The 21,533-nt window shown below is 38.8% G+C and carries 18 protein-coding genes; 10 read left to right on the top strand and 8 right to left on the bottom strand.

Annotated elements, in window-relative coordinates:
* Positions 1–2 precede the first annotated feature (2 nt).
* On the bottom strand, positions 3–1,343 hold the full coding sequence (locus R3X26_RS10120; RefSeq protein WP_317717230.1) for a Na(+)-translocating NADH-quinone reductase subunit A: 1,341 nt from the start codon (positions 1,341–1,343) through the stop codon (positions 3–5).
* A 394-nt stretch (positions 1,344–1,737) separates the two neighbouring features.
* On the bottom strand, positions 1,738–2,049 hold the full coding sequence (locus tag R3X26_RS10115; RefSeq protein WP_317717183.1) for a BolA/IbaG family iron-sulfur metabolism protein: 312 nt from the start codon (positions 2,047–2,049) through the stop codon (positions 1,738–1,740).
* A 457-nt stretch (positions 2,050–2,506) separates the two neighbouring features.
* Here R3X26_RS10115 and R3X26_RS10110 point away from each other — a divergent pair, with 457 nt between their 5' ends.
* The 8 genes from R3X26_RS10110 to csdA all read left to right on the top strand — a co-directional run bounded on the left by R3X26_RS10110 (position 2,507) and on the right by csdA (position 10,565).
* The gene (locus R3X26_RS10110; protein ID WP_317717182.1) at positions 2,507–3,646 is read left to right on the top strand and encodes a methyltransferase; all 1,140 of its coding nucleotides are present in this window, start codon (positions 2,507–2,509) and stop codon (positions 3,644–3,646) included.
* Positions 3,647–3,718: 72 nt separating this feature from the next.
* A complete protein-coding gene (locus R3X26_RS10105) occupies positions 3,719–4,291 on the top strand; it encodes a YajG family lipoprotein (RefSeq protein WP_317717181.1) in 573 nt (190 codons plus the stop codon).
* Positions 4,291–4,836: a peptidylprolyl isomerase gene (locus R3X26_RS10100; RefSeq protein ID WP_317717180.1), complete on the top strand. Its 546-nt coding sequence runs from the start codon at positions 4,291–4,293 to the stop codon at positions 4,834–4,836. The genes R3X26_RS10105 and R3X26_RS10100 overlap by 1 nt, the downstream gene beginning before the upstream one ends.
* A gap of 111 nt (positions 4,837–4,947) precedes the next feature.
* Positions 4,948–6,297, top strand: a complete 1,350-nt coding sequence (locus tag R3X26_RS10095) for an AmpG family muropeptide MFS transporter (protein WP_317717179.1) — start codon at positions 4,948–4,950, stop codon at positions 6,295–6,297.
* A 558-nt stretch (positions 6,298–6,855) separates the two neighbouring features.
* The gene (locus tag R3X26_RS10090) at positions 6,856–7,665 is read left to right on the top strand and encodes an outer membrane protein OmpK (protein WP_317717178.1); all 810 of its coding nucleotides are present in this window, start codon (positions 6,856–6,858) and stop codon (positions 7,663–7,665) included.
* 104 nt (positions 7,666–7,769) lie between these two features.
* The gene (gene panE / locus R3X26_RS10085; protein ID WP_317717177.1) at positions 7,770–8,702 is read left to right on the top strand and encodes a 2-dehydropantoate 2-reductase; all 933 of its coding nucleotides are present in this window, start codon (positions 7,770–7,772) and stop codon (positions 8,700–8,702) included.
* Positions 8,703–8,704: 2 nt separating this feature from the next.
* Entirely contained in the window at positions 8,705–9,370 is a 666-nt protein-coding gene (locus R3X26_RS10080) for a DJ-1 family glyoxalase III (protein ID WP_317717176.1), read from the top strand.
* Positions 9,363–10,565 (top strand): cysteine desulfurase CsdA, encoded by a 1,203-nt coding sequence (csdA, locus tag R3X26_RS10075; protein WP_317717175.1) that lies wholly within the window; start codon positions 9,363–9,365, stop codon positions 10,563–10,565. Before R3X26_RS10080 ends, csdA begins: the two co-directional genes overlap by 8 nt.
* A 68-nt stretch (positions 10,566–10,633) precedes the next feature.
* On the opposite strand, the gene csdE is transcribed toward csdA, so the two are convergent.
* The 4 genes from csdE to R3X26_RS10055 all read right to left on the bottom strand — a co-directional run bounded on the left by csdE (position 10,634) and on the right by R3X26_RS10055 (position 13,799).
* Positions 10,634–11,065: a cysteine desulfurase sulfur acceptor subunit CsdE gene (gene csdE / locus R3X26_RS10070; protein ID WP_317717174.1), complete on the bottom strand. Its 432-nt coding sequence runs from the start codon at positions 11,063–11,065 to the stop codon at positions 10,634–10,636.
* 115 nt (positions 11,066–11,180) lie between these two features.
* Positions 11,181–11,987: a tRNA cyclic N6-threonylcarbamoyladenosine(37) synthase TcdA gene (gene tcdA / locus R3X26_RS10065; protein WP_317717173.1), complete on the bottom strand. Its 807-nt coding sequence runs from the start codon at positions 11,985–11,987 to the stop codon at positions 11,181–11,183.
* Between the two features lie 141 nt (positions 11,988–12,128).
* Positions 12,129–13,238: a murein transglycosylase A gene (gene mltA / locus R3X26_RS10060; RefSeq protein WP_317717229.1), complete on the bottom strand. Its 1,110-nt coding sequence runs from the start codon at positions 13,236–13,238 to the stop codon at positions 12,129–12,131.
* Between the two features lie 117 nt (positions 13,239–13,355).
* Positions 13,356–13,799, bottom strand: a complete 444-nt coding sequence (locus R3X26_RS10055; protein WP_317717172.1) for a DUF2850 domain-containing protein — start codon at positions 13,797–13,799, stop codon at positions 13,356–13,358.
* 159 nt (positions 13,800–13,958) lie between these two features.
* Here R3X26_RS10055 and argA point away from each other — a divergent pair, with 159 nt between their 5' ends.
* A complete protein-coding gene (argA, locus tag R3X26_RS10050) occupies positions 13,959–15,296 on the top strand; it encodes an amino-acid N-acetyltransferase (RefSeq protein WP_317717171.1) in 1,338 nt (445 codons plus the stop codon).
* A 179-nt stretch (positions 15,297–15,475) separates the two neighbouring features.
* Positions 15,476–15,655, top strand: coding sequence for a hypothetical protein (locus tag R3X26_RS10045; protein ID WP_317717170.1), 180 nt, complete (start codon positions 15,476–15,478; stop codon positions 15,653–15,655).
* A gap of 30 nt (positions 15,656–15,685) precedes the next feature.
* Here R3X26_RS10045 and recD read toward each other — a convergent pair whose 3' ends face one another.
* Both recD and recB read right to left on the bottom strand, forming a co-directional pair.
* Positions 15,686–17,626 carry an exodeoxyribonuclease V subunit alpha gene (recD, locus tag R3X26_RS10040; RefSeq protein ID WP_317717169.1) on the bottom strand — a complete coding sequence of 647 codons (1,941 nt, stop codon included), beginning with the start codon at positions 17,624–17,626 and terminating at the stop codon, positions 15,686–15,688.
* The gene (recB, locus tag R3X26_RS10035; RefSeq protein WP_317717168.1) at positions 17,616–21,296 is read right to left on the bottom strand and encodes an exodeoxyribonuclease V subunit beta; all 3,681 of its coding nucleotides are present in this window, start codon (positions 21,294–21,296) and stop codon (positions 17,616–17,618) included. Before recB ends, recD begins: the two co-directional genes overlap by 11 nt.
* Positions 21,297–21,533: the final 237 nt, after the last annotated feature.

Here is a 21,533-nt window from a genome sequence, read left to right as displayed (position 1 = left end):
GATTACCCTTCCTTCACTATTGTATCTAGGCAATCGCGAAGCATTTCGCCATATTCATATTTGCCAGGACATACATAGGTACACAATGCTAAATCTTCTTCATCCAGTTCTAAACAACCTAGACGTTGTGCACTATCTGTATCTCCAGCACATAGATCACGAAGAAGCAAAGTTGGCTCCATATCCAATGGCATTACTTTTTCATAATTACCAATAGGAACCATTGCACGGTCACCGCCATTTGTTGACGTGGTCATATTAAACAGCTGATCTTTAAATAGATGACCAAGGAAAGATTTAGTTACAGAGAATTTATTCTTGCCAGGCATAGCCCAACCGAACAACTCTTTATCACGACCTTCACGCAATACAGAAACTTGGGTGTGATAACGACCTAGGTAAGCATGTGGACCACTCGCTTGGACACCAGAAAGTACCGAGCCAGAAATAACTCGAACTTCACCCGGCATCAATTCGTTGTCAACCATATCCTCTGTACATGCACCTATACGAGTGCGAATTAAACGAGGATTGTTTACAACAGGGCCAGCTAAAGCTATAACACGATCAGTGTAAATTTCGCCAGTTAAGAACAACTTACCAATTGCGATAACATCTTGATAATTAATGCTCCAGGCTACATTTTCTGTATTTACAGGATACAAATAATGCATATGAGTTCCTGTTAGCCCTGCTGGATGCGGACCATCAAAAACATGCTCTTCAACATTCGGTTGTTGGCTGCTAGGAAGGCTGCTGCCTTTCTTACAAACGAACACCTTACCATCAGTTAAATTTGCTAACAGATCTAAACCTGCCACAAACGCTTCCGGTTGTTCTTTGATAATCACTTCGGGATCAGCAGCTAAGGGGTTAGTATCCATTGCTGTAACAAAAATCGCCTTAGTGTTTGAATCAACCGCTGGAACCTTGCTGAACGGACGAGTACGCAATGCAGTCCACATTCCTGAGTCTATTAGTTGCTTCTTAACCGCATCTTGGTCAAGATTTGCTAACGCTTTGGAATCATAGCTATCAAATGTGATTTGCTCATTACCTGACACTTCAATCACAACAGATTGAAGTACACGCTTCGCACCACGGTTTACTTCGATAACTTTACCACTTGCAGGAGCTGTGAATAAAACACCCGGATTCTTTTTATCAACAAAAAGAACTTGGCCTTTTTTCACTTCATCTCCAACGCGAGCATGCATAGTAGGACGCATACCAACGTACTCTTCGCCTAGCAAGGCGACTTTTTTGATGGATTTACCATCATTAATCACCTGGGTAGGAGCTCCCGAAATCGGAAGATCTAAACCCTTCTTTATTGTAATCATACGCACTTGCACTATTTTATCGGGAAAAAGATTCTGTTTTGCATGACACATGAGCACGTTGCCCATGCATCTAGTTCCGATCATAAACATCGAAACTGCAACATTTTGTTAATTAACTTTTCACAGTTTTTATCGAAAAGTTTATCAGGTGCGACAGTTTAGCATTTTTTCAAGACAGGATGCCATCGCCTAGAGCCCTAATAACCGCTATTTTTTTCTCATACTTAGTAGGTATTCGATCCAATATCAATAAATTTGAACTCAAGCACAGTTGTCAATATTGTTAACATCAAATATTCAATTTCATCTGTCATTTTTAATCATTTGATAACATTTAGTATGACAAATAATGAAATAAACCATTGAAAAAATTCATTGTCTCACGTTACTTATACTATTTTTTGTTACCGCCTAAACAGTCTGGAGTAGCAGGAACAAAACCGTTTTCCGCAGACCATTCAGATTCCGTATAAGTATGAATAGATAAAGCGTGCAAATTGCCTTGCAATTCTTCCGCTAAGATTTGATTAACTTTTCGATGTCTTGCAATTAGACGTAACCCTTCAAATTCTTGGCTGACAATCACGACTTTAAAATGGCTTTCAGATCCGGGAGGAACATTATGCATATAGCTTTCATTAAGCACTTGCAAATGTTTCGGAGAAAAAGCGTTATGCAATTTAGTTTCGATTGATTCTTGAAGCATAGTGGTTCTCTTGGTGCTCTAATTAAGTTAGCAAGCCCAGTAAGGACTTCCATAATACTTTATCTGCCAGTGATACATTAATACCTAATAGGAGTTATATCCTAACCTCAAGCTCACAAAAAACGATTAGATTGCTGCCAACTTAATCGTTCTAAAATAACAAAGGTTAAATTTAGACCAAAGATAAGGTGTAACATAATTATTATAAGCCTGAATAATAGCAACTTATCTCGCCATCTGCGATAATATTACTTCATTCAAATCAGAAATTCATCAATCACCACACCACTTGCTAAGTGGTCGTTGATTGGACTATTTTGGCACAACTTATTGAACTGTATTCTTATAAGTCATAGTTGTAAAGTCTATACTGAAAACAGCGTAGTTGCCAAAATTCGACTGATAAACAAAGAACTCACCAACAACAAGTACTGGCAAACAATTGGTTAATACCCTAATGAACGAAGTTAATAGTTGCTTATCTCTGAGAGATAGAAAGTTATCACTACACCGATTTCCAAAACGCGCAAATGAGACCCTACAAGCATGGGACGCAGGTGATGAATATGTTATTAATTACGTAGAGGATTTAATGCTAGAAGCAGGAAAAAACATCCTCATAATTAATGATAGCTTTGGTGCGTTATCCTGTTGGTTTTCTGCTCGTCATAACGTAACTATGATCAGTGACTCTTTCATTTCTCATCAAGCCACTCTACAAAATGCCATAGAAAATAAAGTTGAAAACATTACTCTTATCAACGCAACGGATCAATTCCCCAATAACATCGATCTCGTCTTACTTAAGTTGCCTAAAAATAACCGTTTACTAATATGGCAGTTACATCAATTAAGGAATCAGTTAACGGCGAATTGTCCTGTTGTTGGGGTCAATAAGGCGAAAGAAATTCATACTTCAACATTAAAACTGTTTACTAAGTATCTCGGTGGCACCAAGACCTCGTTAGCGTGGAAAAAACACCGTTTAGTGTTTAGCGAACCAAACAGTACTGAAATAGCTTCGATTGACCCAATTAAAGAGTGGCCAGTAGAGGGAGAAAATTTCTTTCTCAAAAATCACCCTAATACTTACTCTGGAGAAAGTCTCGATCTTGGCGCGCGATTTATGTTACGTCACCTACCAGGCGATGATAGTTATCAACATGTTATTGACTTGGGTTGTGGCAATGGCGTGTTATCAGTCAAGCTATCTCAGCTTAATCCTTCAGCGAAACTGACTTGCGTTGATGAAAGTTATATGGCTCTAGAATCAGCAAAAATTAATGTCACTAGAGAACGCTCTAACATTGAAAATTGTCAATTTATTGCCAATAACTGTTTAGATGGTTTTACCAACGACAGTGCCGATTTGGTTGTTTGTAATCCACCCTTTCATCAAAACAACGCCATTACTGACCACATAGCATGGCAAATGTTTTGTGATGCAAAGCATGTTCTCTGGCCAAATGGAAAATTAATAGTTATCGGAAATAGTCACCTAGGCTACGATGAGAAACTATCAAGACTATTTGGTCGTTCAAAAGTTACCCAAATAGCCAGAAATAACAAATTTGTTATTTTACAAGCAACTAAGTAATTACTTAAGATGGTGAAATGGCGTATTGTAACCACTATCTTCAATTGCATAGCATTTAAAGGGACATTATTTATGAAAAAACTGTTTTTCACTGCATCAATACTACTATTGGCTGCCTGTTCTTCTACTCCAAAAGAACCTCAAATTAACTTCGAACCTCACACCACAACTAGCCAAAATAGAATTGTCGATAATCTAATGTATTCATTAGACAGTAAAGATGTTCGGTCTGCGCAGTACGTTGCGTTAGTTGATAGTGGTAGAAATAATATCCAACCTATTCACGCGAAACAAAACGTTAGAATAACACTAGAAAATGCGCTATTAGAGCAATTAAGCTCCCAAGGTTATCGTAATACAATCAATAGTGATAACAGTGTAAAACTTGAGATCCAGCACTTATTGGTCAACGTAAAACACAGCGTTACTTCTTATGAAATGGATGCCAATATTCGGCTTGAAATTAGCGCTGAAACCCCGACAGGAAAACTGGTAAAAACATTTAACGGCTCAGCAACCAAAACGGGTACCTTTAGTGCTTCTGATGCTCAAATAGAACAAATTGCCAACGATGTAACTAACTTAGTATTAAATGAAATTGCCAATGACAATGAACTCAAAAATTATATGAAGGAGCATTTTTAATGCGAAAAATTATATATAGCCTACTCTGCTTAGCCAGCTTTACTGTATTTGCGGCCCCAAACGTGAAAGTAGAAACGTCTCTGGGTAACTTTACTATCGAATTAGATTCAGACAATGCTCCAATTACAACAGACAATTTTTTAAACTATGTACAAGATGGTAGTTACGAAGGAACCGTTTTCCATCGTGTGATCCCTGGTTTTATGGCTCAAGGTGGTGGTTTTGATACTAACATGAATAGAGTCTCAACCGTTGCACCGATTAAAAATGAAGCCTACAACGGCCTAAAAAACAACAAAGCAACGATTGCTATGGCAAGAACACAAAACCCTGATTCTGCTACTCGTCAATTTTTCATCAATTATGCTAACAACGATTTTCTGAACAAAACCCAAGAGAATGCAGGCTATGCTGTATTTGGCAAAGTAACACAAGGTTTTGACATTGTTGAAAAAATGGCAACACAGCAAACTGCATCGCTAGGAAGTTATCATGATGTACCTGTGACGGCTATCGTGATCAATAAAATGACGGTACAAGAATAACCTATAAAAACGGAACAAATCCCTCTGGTCTAATTTTTAAACCAACGATGCGTTCCGTTATTTTAGACTAACAAGGTATTCCCTTCTTTTTTGGCTAACAAGGATAGTTACATGGACAATCAAATGACTTGGGCTAAAACACTCAAAAGCTACTTAGATAGACGGCTGTTATGGGTGATGATGTTAGGTTGCTCAAGTGGTTTTCCTTGGGTATTAATTGGCTCTAACATGTCCGGATGGTTAAAAGATGCAGGGCTAACTCGTGCGGCAATCGGTTACTTTGGTTCTGTATTTGCGGTATATGCCATTAATTTTTTGTGGGCCCCATTAATCGATAGAGTTAAATTACCGCTACTGCATAATCAGCTAGGTCAGCGACGCAGTTGGATTTTTTTATGCCAATGTATCATTCTGATCGGTACTGTTATCATTGCAGGAGTAAACCCTGCAACTGACTTGGTGTTTACCTCTATGGTAGCGTTAGGTATTGCTACCGCTTCGGCAACACAAGATATTGCCATTGACGCTTACAGAATTGATACTTTTCCAAAATCCGAAGCACACAAACTTCCACAAGCCTCTGCAATGGCAGTGATTGGATGGTGGACAGGTTACTCTTTACCGGGTTACTTAGCCTTTATTAATGCAGACTCGATTGGTTGGAACGGTGTGTATTATGGCATGGCTGGAATTATGGCTATTCTAATTATATTTACTCTTCTGGTCGGCGAACCTGTTACTCGCCGAGATGAACTTCAACAAATTGCCGAACATAAATACAACAAAGTCGTCAAATCCCATTTAGCTACTTGGATAAGTGTAACGGTTATTGAACCATTTGCAGATTTCTTCAAACGTAATGGTGTGCAAGTTGCTATTACACTTCTATTATTTGTGTTTCTTTTTAAAATAGGTGAAGCATTTCTAGGCAGGATGTCAATTACGTTCTATAAAGAAGTTGGATTCAGTAACGAACAAATAGGCCAATATTCAAAGCTCATAGGATGGTGGGTAACTATTTTCTTCACCCTTGTTGGTAGTATGTTCAACGTTAAGTTCGGTATTGTACGTGGCTTAATGATTGGTGGAGTCGCAATGGCATCGAGTAATTTAATGTTTGCTTGGATCGCCAGTGTTGGTCCTAGCGAACACCTCTTCTTAGCCACCATTATTGTAGACAACTTCACCACTGCTTTTTCAACTGTTGCTTTTGTCTCTTTTCTAACAGTATTAACTGGTCAAGCTTTTTCTGCCACACAATACGCTTTATTAGCATCTCTAGGTAACTTTGGTCGAACTACGCTCGCCTCTTTTAGCGGAGAATTGGTTGACTATTTAGATAATTGGTCACTGTTCTTTGTAATTACCGCACTCATGGTTATCCCAAGTCTAATCATGCTTTATTCACTACGACATTATTTCAATCGACTTTTAGAGAAAGCTAAAAACCGAACTGATTAATTAATCGAGATTGGGACAACTCCACTATAAATTTTAGCTTTGATTAAACGCTCGATGAACTCCATCGGGCGTTTGTACTTCTAGACAGCCATACTTTGATTTTAGAGTAAAAGACGGTTTTTCTAATTTTTCATTCAAAGTACATAAGCCATTAACCCTCTATCCACATCAAAATTATAAAAATAAAACTTGATATTCAATATATTACAATAACTTATAAATAAATTCTAAAAACCATTAATGACAATACTATCAAAATTAGTACTTGTTTATAAACAAAATAATAATTCATATTAATATAGTGAGCACAATCGAATAAACGAAAACAAAAAATTTATAGTGATACGAATCACATAAAAATGAAAAAATAATGAAATAAAAACAAAAAGATAACATCAATTAAAAAAATCAATCATAAATGAGAACTAGATCACATTAAATATGTCGCCTTGCATTATGCCCCATATTTTATTGCGAGCATTGTCGCTAGTATTTTCTGTAGAACAACAACCAATACAAATAAACCAACTAATTTATTTTACAACAGAGAGTCTACTTATGCGTAAATCACTTATTACTCTTGCATTACTGGCAGCAACATCTACACCTTCAATCGCTGCCGATTATACAGATGGCGATACACACAAAAATGATTACAAATGGATGCAATTTAATCTAATGGGAGCATTCGAAGAACTGCCAGGAGAATCCACTCATGACTATTTAGAGATGGAGTTTGGCGGACGTTCAGGAATCTTCGATCTCTACGGATACGTTGATATTTTCAACTTAACCACAAGTTCTGATAGTGACAAAGCGGGTGCTGCTAAATCATTTATGAAACTAGCTCCTCGTATGTCTTTAGACGGCTTATTAGAAAAAGATCTTTCTTTTGGCCCAGTACAAGAGCTTTACTTTGCTACCTTGTTTGAATGGTCAGGTGATGCCGAAAGTACTTTTGGCGTGAACAATAGCAAGGTCGGTATTGGCTCTGATGTGATGGTTCCATGGCTTGGAAAAATAGGCTTAAACCTTTACGGATACTATAACAATAACGCAAAAGATTGGAATGGCTTCCAGATTTCTACTAACTGGTTTAAACCGTTCCACTTCTTTGAAAATGGTTCATTTATTTCATATCAAGGTTATATTGACTATCAATTTGCTATGGATGATGCTGATGGAAATAAATTTGGCTCAACGGCAAGCAATGGTGGAGCAATGTTCAATGGTATCTATTGGCATTCTGATCGCTATGCAATAGGCTACGGACTAAAACTATACAAAGATATTTATGGCATTAAAGACACCAGTTCTTTTAAATCAACTGGTGCTGGTCATTACATTTCGGCTACATACAAGTTTTAATGTAACCAGTTTAACTTTCAAAAGGCACTTTTGCGCCTTTTTTATTTGGAATCATTAACGACTATCGCTATTCTTAGCCAAACTTTCATTTTAATGTGGCTGCTTTGAATATTACGATACTAGGTGCGGGAGCCATTGGCTCGTTATGGGCTCATCATTTAGCTAATGCAGGGCATAATGTTTCACTGTGGCTACGCCATTCAAACACATCATCATTAACGCTCACTTTGTTTGAAGACAATGAAATAGCCAGTACCAGTAAATACCTCGAAAAGAATAAGCAGGCATGTAATGAGTTTTTTACCAACAACCTTGCTCAGCTAAAAGCGTCTGACTTAATTTTGATCACCGTTAAAGCATGGCAGGTAGAACAAGCTTTAACGCCTATACTTGACCATTTAATACCAGAAACCATTTTAGTATTTATGCATAATGGCATGGGAGCAGTTGATGAACTCCCTGAACAAGTCGATAGACACCCTATTGTTGTTGCAACCACCACTCACGGGGCTTATAAGCCTTCAAACGATCAAGTACTCCATACAGGGGTAGGTATGACGATGTTGGGAGGAAATAACTTATTAGGTAAGCAATGTCATTTTTTAGCCGATGTATTTGATCACGCTTTAGCGTCTGCGTCATGGACAGGCTCGATTCAAACTGCCTTATGGCATAAACTCGCTATAAATTGCGTTATTAACCCACTAACCGCATTACATCAGTGTCTAAATGGTGCTTTACTGAACTATCAATATACAGCGCAAATCCAAACCATCGTAGCGGAACTATGTGCAGTAATGCAGGCAGAAAAAATCGTTATGACAGAACAAAATTTATTTGATCGCGTAATAAACGTTGTAAAAGCAACCGCTAATAATCATTCTTCCATGCAGCAAGATATTGTTCACCAACGTAGAACAGAAATCGACTATATTAACGGTTATCTGTGCCGAACTGCTCGGCAACACCAGATCAACGTACCAGCAAACCAAGATCTATACAGTAGAATCAAAACCATCGAACAATCGTGGAGTTAACTATGCCCTCGAATACTTTAGACACAAATTCTTTGCAACAGACAGGTTTGCAAAAAAACACCTTAAAACATAAAGTGTTAGTCCCTATTGCTCCGGGTTCCGAAGAGATGGAGGCTGTGACTATCATTGATATGATGGTTAGAGCGGGCTATCAAGTAACCGTTGCTAGCGCGGATTTTGCAGGTAATTTAACAATGCAAGCTTCTAGAGGCGTAACCTTAACCGCAGATTGTAGATTAGTTGATATTGCAGATGAAGAGTTTGATGTAATAGCAGTGCCAGGTGGCGTTGAAGGGAGTGAAGTATTTAAGCAGAGCACCGTGTTAATAGAAATGATTAAACAACAAAAATATGACGGCAGATGGATGGCGGCTATTTGTGCGGCTCCGGCACTGGTCTTACAAACTCATCAGATTTATCCAGAAGCGATAATGACCGGTCACCCTGCATTTAAAGATCAGATACCAGCCCAAAATTGGCGCGAAAAAAGAGTCACCATAGACATAAATAATAAGCTCATTACCAGCCAAGGTCCGGGCTCTGCACTTGAATTTGCCATGGAAATCATTATTCAAATATCAGGTAAAGCTCATGCATGGACGGTCGCTGAACCAATGGTAACATTACCCACCCTTCACTATTCGATATTGGGTAAAAACGATGTTTAATGCACAACAAGTAAAACAGCAATTTCCCGCTCTTAATACAGATAGTTCACTGGTGTATTTAGATAGTGCTGCAACCACACAAAAACCCCAAGCGGTTATCGACTGCATTCAACATTATTATCAAAAACAGAATGCCAACGTGCATAGAGGCAGCCATAGCCTCACTGCTAACGCCACTAGTGAATTTGAAACCGCACGAGAAACGGTCAAGCACTTTATCAATGCATCTTGTCAAAAAGAAATCATATGGACACGCGGTGCAACCGAAGCCATTAATCTTATTGCACAAACTTACGCAAAATCCGTTCTACAAGCCGGAGACCAAATACTGGTCAGCGAAATGGAGCATCACGCTAATATTGTTCCATGGCAAATCGTCGCTGAACAAACCGGTGCGGAAGTCATTAAAATTCCGATGAAAAAGGACTGCACTCTCGATATGCAGGCGTTTCATCAATTACTGAATAACAGAGTAAAAATTGTCGCCGTCGCCCATATTAGTAACGTCACTGGTACACGCAATCCTATTGAACATATTATCGCATCAGCACATAAATTTGACTCAGTAGTCGTCATCGACGGCGCACAAGGCATTGTTCATGAACCTGTTGATATGAAGCAGTTAGATGCCGATTTTTACTTATTTTCGGGACACAAGCTTTATGCTCCAACTGGAATTGGTGTACTGTACGGAAAATTAGATCTACTCAATATGATGCCACCTTGGCACGGTGGTGGAAAAATGGTTAACAAAGTCTCTTTTTCTGGCACCAGTTATGCGGAATTACCGGGGAAATTTGAAGCCGGAACCCCCAATATCTCTGGCGCAATTGCGCTTGCCTACGCAATCAAGTGGTTAACTCAATTTTGTAATGAAGAAGTAGAACAGCATCTACATTTGTTACAACAAACCGCTTATAACGCACTCATTGACATAGAGGGTATTCAAATAGTTGGTTTTCAAAAAAACAGTAACTTAATCAGCTTTGTCATGCCCGGTGTGCATCATCAAGATATCGCGACCTTACTTGACCAACAAGGTATAGCCGTTCGAGCAGGACATCACTGTGCTCACCCATTCATGGATGCGTTGAAAGTGAAGGGAACAATAAGAGTCTCTTTCGCAATTTACAATACATTAGACGATGTAAAAAGACTGGTCGATGCAGTCAATAAAGCAGTGAGTATCTTGTAAGCGATAAGTAAGTTGAAGCTATCCGTCAATCAGATTAAAAACGATAAATTAGGCTAAAGCAGCCTAATTTAATTAATTAATACTCGCTGTTTAATCGTGTCAATAATCGCTTTTAAGCCATTTCCTCGTGAAGGGCTTAAGTGCTGAACTAAACCGAGTTGCTCAAAATAAGTATCAACATCAAAAGCGGTAATCTCTTCGCTAGAACAACCATCAAACACAGCCATGACTAACGCGATAAGCCCTCGAACAATACGCGCATCAGAATCGGCACAAAAAAACCATTTACCGTCTATTTTCTCACCAAGCAGCCATACTTCACTCTCACAACCGGTCACTAACACTTGATTACTTTTTAAGTCATCTGGCATTTTAGGTAATGCTTTACCCCATTGAATAACCTGACGATATTTATCTTCCCAGCCTTTACAATCTTGCATGGTTGCAATGATATCAACGGTTGTTATTTCATTAGTAAATGGCGAACTGGGGAAATTCATATGCTTCCTTTTTTGCACTCGGTAACTTTATATTTTTATAAATAAATAGGGGTTTATCACTAAAAATAAATAGGCTTGTATTACGGTAGCTAGCAGATAATAAATGTCAGTATGGTTAGCTGTGTTTAGCAATCAGTTTTTCAATAATTCTAGACACAGCAACAAAACCAAAAGTAGCAGTCACGACCGTTGCAGCGCCAAATCCTGTCGCACAATCCATACGTTTAGGGCCTTCTGCTGTTGCTTTTGTTGTACAAACACTACCATCCACTTGAGGGTATTTTAGTTGTTCGGTCGAAAATACGCAGTCTATTCCAAATTTTCTTTGTGGATTCTTACTGTAATTATAAAAGCGACGCAAATTGTCTTTGATCTTCTTAGCTAGAGGATCTTGAATTGTCCGAGCTAAATCTGCCACCTGTATTTGAGTAGGGTCAGTTTGACCACCAGCACCACCAGTAGTAATTACTTTTATTTTATTACTTTTACAATACGCTAAAAGAGCGGTTTTGGGTTTAACGCTATCGATAGCATCCAAGACATAATCGTATTGTTTGGTGATGTGTTCTGCTACATTACCAACCGTAATAAAATCGTCGATAATATTCACTTTGCACTCTGGATTAATCAATTTAACCCGTTGCTGCATAACCTCAACTTTACTTTGCCCAACTGTACCAGAAATCGCGTGAATTTGACGATTGATATTAGTGACACACACATCATCCATATCAATTAATGTTAGCTCACCGACTCCAGTACGAGCTAATGCTTCTACAGCCCACGAACCAACGCCACCAATGCCTACAACGCATACATGCGCCGCTCTCAAAATCTCCACTTGTTGGTGGCCGTACAGTCGACGAGTCCCGCCAAAACGTTGCTCATAGTTTTCTGACGCTGGAGAATTAAGATCATTCATAATGTCGATTCCGAAACTGTATTGAAAATGAAAGAGTGCGTTTTATACGCACTCTTGCAACAAAAGTCTAGATTGATTTAGCGTTAAATAAATTCGCTTGATTGCTATTAATTATAAGTTGCTATTATTGAGAAGCGACTGTCAATTCGAGGTCGCTTGATAATTACTAGAAGTAAGCCAAGGTGACGCGGTAGGCTCTCCAGTTAAGCCTAGCTTCCACACTCGACCAAAATGTTTGTAATGTCCGGCCTCTGTGCCTGCTCTCGGTCCCATTCCATGATATAAATCTAAATGATTTTCTTTCACTGCTCCGCCCGTATCTAGCACAATTAACAAGCGTAAAGCATGTGCTCCACTCCAGGTTCCATCAGCATTAAGCAATGGAACTTCAGCTAAAATAGGCGTCCCCATAGGAAATAGGTTTTTATCTCCTGCAACTGAAGCCATTGGTAATAAGGGGATACCAGCGGCTCCCATAACTGCCAAGTCCTGTTTCGGCTCAAAGAACACAAACGAAGGATTTTGCTGCAATAAATGTTGTACTTTGACATCATCATTTTGCATAACCCAATTTTTTATTGCCCTTAAAGACATATCTTCTCGTTTGACTTGTCCCGATTCAATAAGCAAACGTCCTATGCTGACATATTCTTTGTTGTTCTTTCCTGCATAGCCAAAATATTGCAAGGTATTATCATCTGCAAAATGAACAAAACCACTGCCTTGTACTTCCATGATAAAAGGGTCAATCATATTTTCAGCATAACCTAACTCTAAACCTAACCCCTCTAAAGCACCGTTATAAATTTGGCTTCTAGTCGGACAGTCATCACTGCATTCAGGTAAACCGTATAACGGGTATTTAAATCGGTTATCTGCTTGATGGCGTAACTCTATCACTGGAGAAAAATAGCCAGTAAACAGAACGTTGCCTTTTTTATCTCCTCCACCTAGTTGTGCTATTTCAATGCCATAATTTGCAAGATCTGTTGGTTCACCACTTTGAATAACCCAATTGTTCAGTTGGTCATACAACCCTTGATAGCGCTTTGCCATTGAAGGAGAATGAGAGATAACCTGTTCTGCTTGTTCATAAAAATTAGAAAAATCACGGGGCTTATTAGAGTAAATACTATCCACTTGATTTAAATTAGAAGTGAAAGTCTCGCCGTTATATTGTTGAGCCAGGCTGGTTGATTGGCTACATCCTACTAAAATAGAAAAGCAAAAAATGAACAAAGTAGTACGGATATTATTGATGAGTTTATTGCTTAAAGGCACTTAAAACATTCCATTAGTTGTTAGTTGAGAGAAGATATTCACTGAATAAACAGCTTATTACCTAACATTAGCGTGCTTAAAAATAACTTATTTATATAAATCAGTAGAATCATTAGCTGATTTATTGGGAATGACCTTACCACGAATGTAAAAAATACTGTCATAGTATGAAGGGCTCATTCTCTTCATTTCGGTCACATTTTTATCTAAAACTTTATATTCATACGTTTGGCCTTGATATATATACTTTAATCTATTGCCATCGAACGTATAGTTTGTATCAACAATTCTATTCTCAACATAAATGGCATCTTTTCGAACTTCAAATATCTCTTGCGCATAGGGTGGTACATTCTGCTCCTCCCAAATCCCATATATTTTGCTTATTAACTGTTGATTTTCAAAAGAACGAGCCACTAATACACTTGCTATTACGGAGATAAATAACAACAAAAGAACCACGACCACAATTACGGTTCTTTTCACTCTGACCTGTTCTTTTGTCAATGACTTATTTGTTGGCTCAGACATACTTCCTACAAATTTACGCTCTGATAATAAATATTAAACCATATACACGCGCTAAGGGCGATAACAACCCTTAAAATTTCAAATGACCGGAAAAAACATTTGCTCAAATTTGAATTTTAATTCATTATATTCATATAATAATTCAACAAATATTTTACTATGAAGATGCGTAACACCGCTTTAGTTAAAGGTTTCCGACAATCCACTCCGTATGTTAACGCTCATCGAGGTAAAACGATGGTGATAATGCTCGGTGGAGAGGCCGTAGATGCTGCAAATTTTACTAATATAATTAATGATATTGCATTGCTTCATAGCCTGGGCGCAAAAATAGTGCTTGTTCATGGTGCAAGACCTCAAATCAATCGAATTCTCGACGCTAATAGCCTCACTACCCCTTATCACAAAGGGATAAGGATCACCGAGACGTCAACGCTTGGATTAGTAATGCAGGCAGCAGGGCAGCTACAACTAGCGATTACGGCTCGTTTATCGATGAGCTTAAACAATACTCCTATGGCTGGTACTCAACTTAATGTGGTTAGCGGTAACTTTGTGATTGCACAACCTCTTGGCATAGATGATGGTATTGATTACTGTCATAGTGGCAAAGTAAGAAGAATTGATACAGAAGCGATTAATCAAGTACTCGATCAAGGTTCCATTGTATTGATGGGGCCGGTTGCCAGTTCTGTTACTGGCGAGTGTTTTAACCTATTATCCGAAGAAGTTGCTACCCAAGTAGCGATTCGTCTCAAAGCAGATAAATTGATAGGCTTTTGCTCGGAACAAGGAATCAAAGACCAAGATGACAATGTCATTGCGGAGTTATTTCCAAATAGTGCTGAAAATATTTTACAGCAATTAGAATCAAACAATAATCATGCGCTCGATAATAGCTCGGGTACTTTGCGTTTTCTTCGAGGATCTATTTCGGCATGCCGAGCAGGAGTTAATCGAAGCCATTTGATAAGTTACAACATTGATGGAGCATTGATACAGGAACTGTTCTCTTTAGATGGTATTGGAACACAAGTGGTAATGGCCAGTGCTGAACAAATTAGAAGAGCAGAAATCGACGACATTGGCGGAATTTTAGAGCTAATTAGGCCACTGGAAGAGCAAGGAGTCCTCGTTCGCCGATCACGAGAACAACTCGAGCAAGAAATTCATCAATTTACCTTAATCGAAAAAGATGGCCTAGTAATAGGATGCGCAGCACTTTACCCATATTTTGAAGAAAAAATGGCTGAAATGGCGTGTGTTGCAATACATCCTGATTACCGAGATGGTAATAGAGGCCTAGATTTACTCAATCAGATGAAGCAATACTCTCGCCGTGTGGGAATAGAAAAAATATTTGTCCTTACAACCCATAGCTTGCATTGGTTTAGAGAACAAGGCTTTCAAGAAGTTGGCGTATCGCAGTTGCCAATGGGCAAACAAAATTTGTACAACTTCCAAAGACGCTCAAAAATACTGTTATTAGATGTATAAATTTCACTCAGACAAACAATAACTTATAATTAAAGTCGAATGTTCTGTATTTTTTCAAGCGTGGTTAGTTTTCATTTACTTATAACGCTGATATTATGCGCTAGTCAGATGGCTCAAGGAATCAATTTTTAACGATAAAATAGTTAAAAATTGAAAGATTATCTAACTTGAGTATTTTTATGAAAACTATCATATGTAATTCGGCCCAAAGCTTTATTGATATGGCCGAAAATAATTTTCTTAATGGATTAAATGTACATTGTGTGTTTCCCGTAGACGACAATGTCAAGAAAATGATTTTCCACTGTCAGAGAAGACATGGTATTAAAAACGTTTCTTTTTCAGAAACTGTTTTGTAAAACAGCGTAATAAAAGACCACCTAATAACATTAGGTGGTCTTAGCCAACCTACTCTTCAAACCGCTTAGTCTTTGCGTTTTTGTTTTCGCCCCTTTTATCATTACTTTACTATCTGCAAAAACGATAAGCTTATTTTTTGCCCGAGTGACTCCTGTATAAATCAGTTCTTTACTTAAAATACTAGAATGTTGATTAGGCAAAACCATTACCGTTGTAGGAAACTCACTCCCTTGAGACTTATGAATAGTCATAGCATAAGCCGTATCATGTTCTGGTATCCGACTTGGCAACACAGCTTTAACACTGCCATCAGGGAGTTCAAAAAACACTTTTAAATAACGACGTTGTTCGCCCATTTTATCAGTCTCTGTTACCAACATGGTAATACCAATATCACCATTAAATAACCCTAACGCATGATCATTGCGGCTAATCATAATAGGCCGTCCCAGATACCATAATTCGTCACTAGTATTAATCAGTCGAGCTTGCTTCAAACCGATTTCTATTTGTTGGTTTAATCCAGATAAACCAAACTTACCTTCTCTAACGGCACACAATAATCGACATTGAGAAAATAGAGATAATGCCTTTCTAGCATGTTGAGTAATGTGTTCAGAATCATCGTTTACCACCTTGTTAACGCAAGTGAGATAGTTGCTATACTCTGCGACAAGAAAATCAATCATCTCGAGATAACTATCTGTGGTTAACTGATGATGAATCACATCCTGATAATCAGAGTCCAATACCGATATTAGCGCAGGAATATCAGATTGATTGATAGCTTTAGCAAGCACGCCTATTCCTGAATTTTCGTTGAAACGATAGCTTTTTCTCAACAGACATAAACACTCTGACAAACGACTGCTTGTAGCACTGTCTTGTATAGAAGATGAGGCCTTTGCGGACAACCAAGCAGGATCAAATCCAGTAAGTTCAGCTAATAAAGAAGCTTGTTTTGCACTATATCCACCATCAATAAAAGCACATATATCCCCTAAGACTGCCCCAGCTTCAACAGAGGCTAACTGATCTTTGTCACCTAAAAGTATCAACCGAGCTTGTTTTGGCAACGCATCGAGTAATTTTGCCATTAGAGGTAAATCAACCATCGATGCCTCATCGACCACCAGTAAATCAAGATGCAATGGATTAGTTTGATTATGACGAAATTCAGCGTGATCTGGCATCGCACCTAATAACCGATGGATGGTACTCGCACTAGTGGGCATTAATAATTTGGTTTGCTCATTGTTGACTAAACTATCCACTGCGCCACCAATAGACTCGGTTAATCTTGCCGCTGCTTTCCCTGTAGGAGCAACCAGCTTAATTTTAGGTATTTGTCCTTTTTGCAAACCTTGTTCAATCAAGGCAGAAAGCAATTTTACTACGGTGGTCGTTTTGCCTGTACCGGGTCCACCAGAGATAACCGAAAGTTTACGCGATAATGCCACCCCAACCGCAACCTTTTGCCAATTGACTTCCTTTACTTGATCTGCCTCTGTTGGAAAAAGGCGATCTAACGTTTCGGCGAGCGTTTGTTTCTCTTCAACTGAAAACGGCATTGGTTCTGCTAAGTTATTGAGTTTGTCTGCCAAAAAGCATTCATAGTACCAATACCTTTGCAGGTACAATCTTTCTCCATCAAAAATCAATGGCTGTTGGCTATCTATTTCATCACCAATAGAAGAGGCACCAGTCAAAATTTGATGCCAGTTAACCTTGGCACATTCAGCCAACAAAATGTCTGCAGTTTGTCCGTAAAGGCCAAGAATGTGAGCTGGATTAAAGTCACTGAGTTTGATACAGATGTGCCCTTTAGACAGCTCATAACTTAATAAACCGGCAATGAAACCAACGTCGTTAGGTGAATTAGCTTCAATAGAAGCAATAAAACGAGCAAATTGTACATCAAGCAATCGGATGCCACTTGTTTCTTGTAACCACTCTACTTTATTCAGCATTGCTAACCTCGACTGACTTGCCATCTATCAATTGATCAAACTTATTTAAGAACGCTTTATCTGGTCGGTTAAAAAAGATGCCATTAGCGGATTTATTTTGATTTTGAGTACCATCTATACCACGAAGAAATAAGTAATATACGCCACCAAAATGAGTCTCATATTGGTAATTAACCACTCGATTACGTAAGAACCGATGTAAGGCTAAAGCATATATTTGATACTGGAAATCGTAGCGATGTTCTATCATTGCCTGTTCTAATGCGTCAGCAGTGTACTGTTGTGGATCATCACCTAAATGGTTTGATTTCCAATCCAGTACATAGTATTTACCTTGATGTTCAAACACTAAATCAATGAAACCTTTAAGCATTCCATTGACGTCACCAAAACCAAGCGAGGCTGCTTGTTTCGACAGTGGATCATAGTGACTATTTAAACGATTAAACAAAAACGAAGAGAGATGCTCAATAGGCAATAAAAACTCCATTTCTACCAACTTAGATGAACTATCTTTGTTGTTAAGTATCAAGTTCTGTCCGTCTAATGGTGTAGACAGTACATTATCAACTAAACGTTGCAGTATCGGTAACCACTTATCCTCGTATTGATGAGACTGCAATAAATCAGCAATGATTTGGGTGGTTTGAGGACTGCCTGCCGACAAGGTAAAATCAATCTGTTCAAAAATAGTATGTAAAAACGTACCAGGCCTCGCTCCACGAGGAAATGTGAATATACTCGGCTCTGGCTCTTCAACCACAACTTGCTCTGTATCTTGGGCCGAATCGATATCAAGTCCCATCGATTGAATTTCAATGTCTAGTGCAGTGTGAGCACTTGTCGCAGCATGCCCCTGCTTCGCGAGGCTTGAATAGCTGGTTATCCACCAGTTTTTATCTATCTCAATGGTCATATCACGCGCATTTAGATCATCATGTTCTTTTGGCTCACTATGATCTAAATACCCTGCTGTTGGCATATTATTATCACTGCTATTCAAAAACTCACCCTTTGACATGTTCTCGTCATTAGTACTCTCTTCATTAATATAACTAACGGTTACTGCTTGAGAACATTGAGATTCTTGCCTAATTATTTCACTCTCTAATTGCGTACAAGTCAGTGACTGCCCGTCTTTCAACAAGTATCCTACTGAATTCAGATGAGCGCTGGTCGGCTCTATTTTAGCTTTCCCTCTTCGCAAAGGCGCTACGCCAATAAAGCAACCGTAAACCGCACGAGTCACGGCGACATACAGTAAACGTAAGTCTTCTGCTAAACGTTCTTCATCCGATAACCGGATAGATTCCGCCTCTAATTTCAGGTCTAGAACGGTTTTCTGTTGTGAATCATCGTAGAACTGGCCACTTTTAGATTCCCGATAGGTTGAGATAAAAGGCAGGAAAACTAAATCATATTCAAGCCCTTTGGATTTATGAATAGTTACTATCTGTACTAAATTTCTTTCTGATTCTAATCTTTGGATTTCATCATCAACCGCCCCAATACCACTTTTGCCTTGTTGGATGGCTTCGGCAAACCAACGAATCAAGGCATGATCGCTATCGAGAGTAAGACTGGCTTGTTGTAACAATTCGCCGAGATGTAAAAAGTCGGTAATAAGACGCTCGCCAAACTGTTGAGTTAATAAGTTCTCAGCAATGCTCTCAGCTGTCATTATGGCTCTCAACATTGGCATGACACCGCGTTGCTGCCAAATTTTTCGAAAGCCTCTAAACTGATTTATCTTATTTTCTAGTTCAATTTCATCATCATTAAGATTATCTAATTCACGACTGGTTTTAAGTAAAATATCAGATGCAAGTGCCGCTCTTAGTAACCGTTCATCTTCTGGATAAAGTACCGCTTGTAACAAACGTAATGTTGCCGTAGCCATGCTACTTTGAAAAACACTGTCTCGGTTGGATAAATACACACTCGCGACACCATTATTAGCCAACTCTCGTCGAATAAGTTGCCCTTCCGAACCAGTCCTCACCAGTACGGCGATATTACCGGCTTCGATTGGTTGATGTTGTTGTTTGGCATCGACAAAATAGGTTTTCTGCTGATTACTACTCAATATTTGGCTGATTTTTTGTGCTGTTTGAGCCGCCATAGTATTTAAATAAGCGTTTTTTGGTATCGGTTGCTCGGCATTGTCGAACCAATAAGTCAGCGCTTTTTGTTGTTCACCCGCTAACCACCAACGACGATATTCAGCATTTGGGCTCGGATTAACTGGATAAAATGGAATATCTTTATCGTACATGAAAGGCGAACTGGCTTGAGAAAACAGTCCGTTTACCGCTTCAATCATATCGGCACTTGACCGCCAATTAGTATCGAGAGTGTAATGATTTTTCACTTCATTTCGAGCACGGATATAAGTAAAAATATCCGCACCACGAAAAGCATAAATCGCCTGTTTCGGGTCGCCAATCATAAATAATCCAGTCTCTGGATTATCCAAATAAATTCGACTGAAAATACTGTATTGCAGCGGATCGGTATCTTGAAATTCATCAATCATGGCGACAGGATAAAGTTGGCGGATTCGACTAGTCAGAATACCAAGTTCATCGCTATCAATTGCAGCCGAAAGATTGGTCAATAAATCGTCAAATGACAACCAATGTTTTTGTTGCTTGACCTGCTTCAACTGCTCTCGGCACATATGTATCGCGTGGGCAAGTAAAGGCTCTTTTAAACTTGGTTTGTTAGCTATAAATTCACTGGTTGCGGAAAATAATGGGTGTTGAGGCACCACTTGATCTTGCGCTGTTTTATCTTGTACAAATTCGTCAGTGAATTTTTCCAGTTTATCGGGATAGCGATAATCCGTGGTAGGTGAATTAGCCCATCTCAATACTTCATTGAACCACGCGGGGAGATTTTTTTTACTAAATGAGCGCTTACTTACGTTAGACTCATTAATAACTTGAGGTATATCAGCTGAATTTTTTATCCAATTGGCTTTGAATTGTTCAATAGACTCAATATTTTTTTGATGTAAATGATTTAATGAATTTTCCATTGGGGCGACGGTAAGCGCTATTGGCGCACCGGTTAGTAACGATGAGATGTCACCGAGCAAGTTATCTGGTGATTTCCATATCGTTCTTACTTCATTAGCCAAAGAGACTGACAGCGAATAGAAATTTCGACGCCAATAATCGGTCACCACTTGCGCTTTAAGTTTACTTTCATCGGTAACAAATTCGTTACTGAAACGGCTGCCCGACTCAAAAGCATTTTGGGTAAGCATTCTTTGGCAAAAGCCATGAATGGTAAAAATAGCCGCTTCATCCATTTGACGCTCGGCATTTAGCAAAATATCTATCGCCCAATCGGTATCTTTTACTTCAATTAATAACGACTTAATAACTGGATCGCTACTCTCTTGGCGCAAAAATGCAATTCGCGCGTCATGGATTTTGCTCCGAATGCGTTCTCTTAATTCTGCCGTAGCAGCTTCGGTAAAAGTCACCACTAATATTTGATCAACGGTAAGAGGCATTCCATGAGTGGTCTCTTTATCACCGTGACCAAGCAACAAACGTAAGTACAAACCAGAAATTGTGAACGTTTTTCCTGTTCCTGCAGAAGCTTCTATTAGCCTTGCGCCGTGAAGAGGAAAAGTCATTGTGTTTAGGGTTTGTGGCATAATTTCAGTTCTCGATTATCCATTGTAAAAATGATGTGTGAGCTATAACAAATATTTAAAATATCTTTGTCTTTATACAAAACTGCTGTCTGATAGCGAGACGATCGTCACTGTTAACCAATTAGTTTGCCTTTAGTATCCTAGCCAATCGATTTACGGAGCATATATTTAATCAAAAGCTCGCATCAACAGAAAAATTCTTGGTCCCTCTGACCTTTGGCCGTACTGTAAACACCC

Origin of the sequence: Vibrio sp. TH_r3 (genome assembly GCF_033101115.1) — a bacterium.
Lineage (GTDB): Bacteria > Pseudomonadota > Gammaproteobacteria > Enterobacterales > Vibrionaceae > Vibrio.
This window is presented reverse-complemented; position numbering and strand designations above follow the sequence as displayed.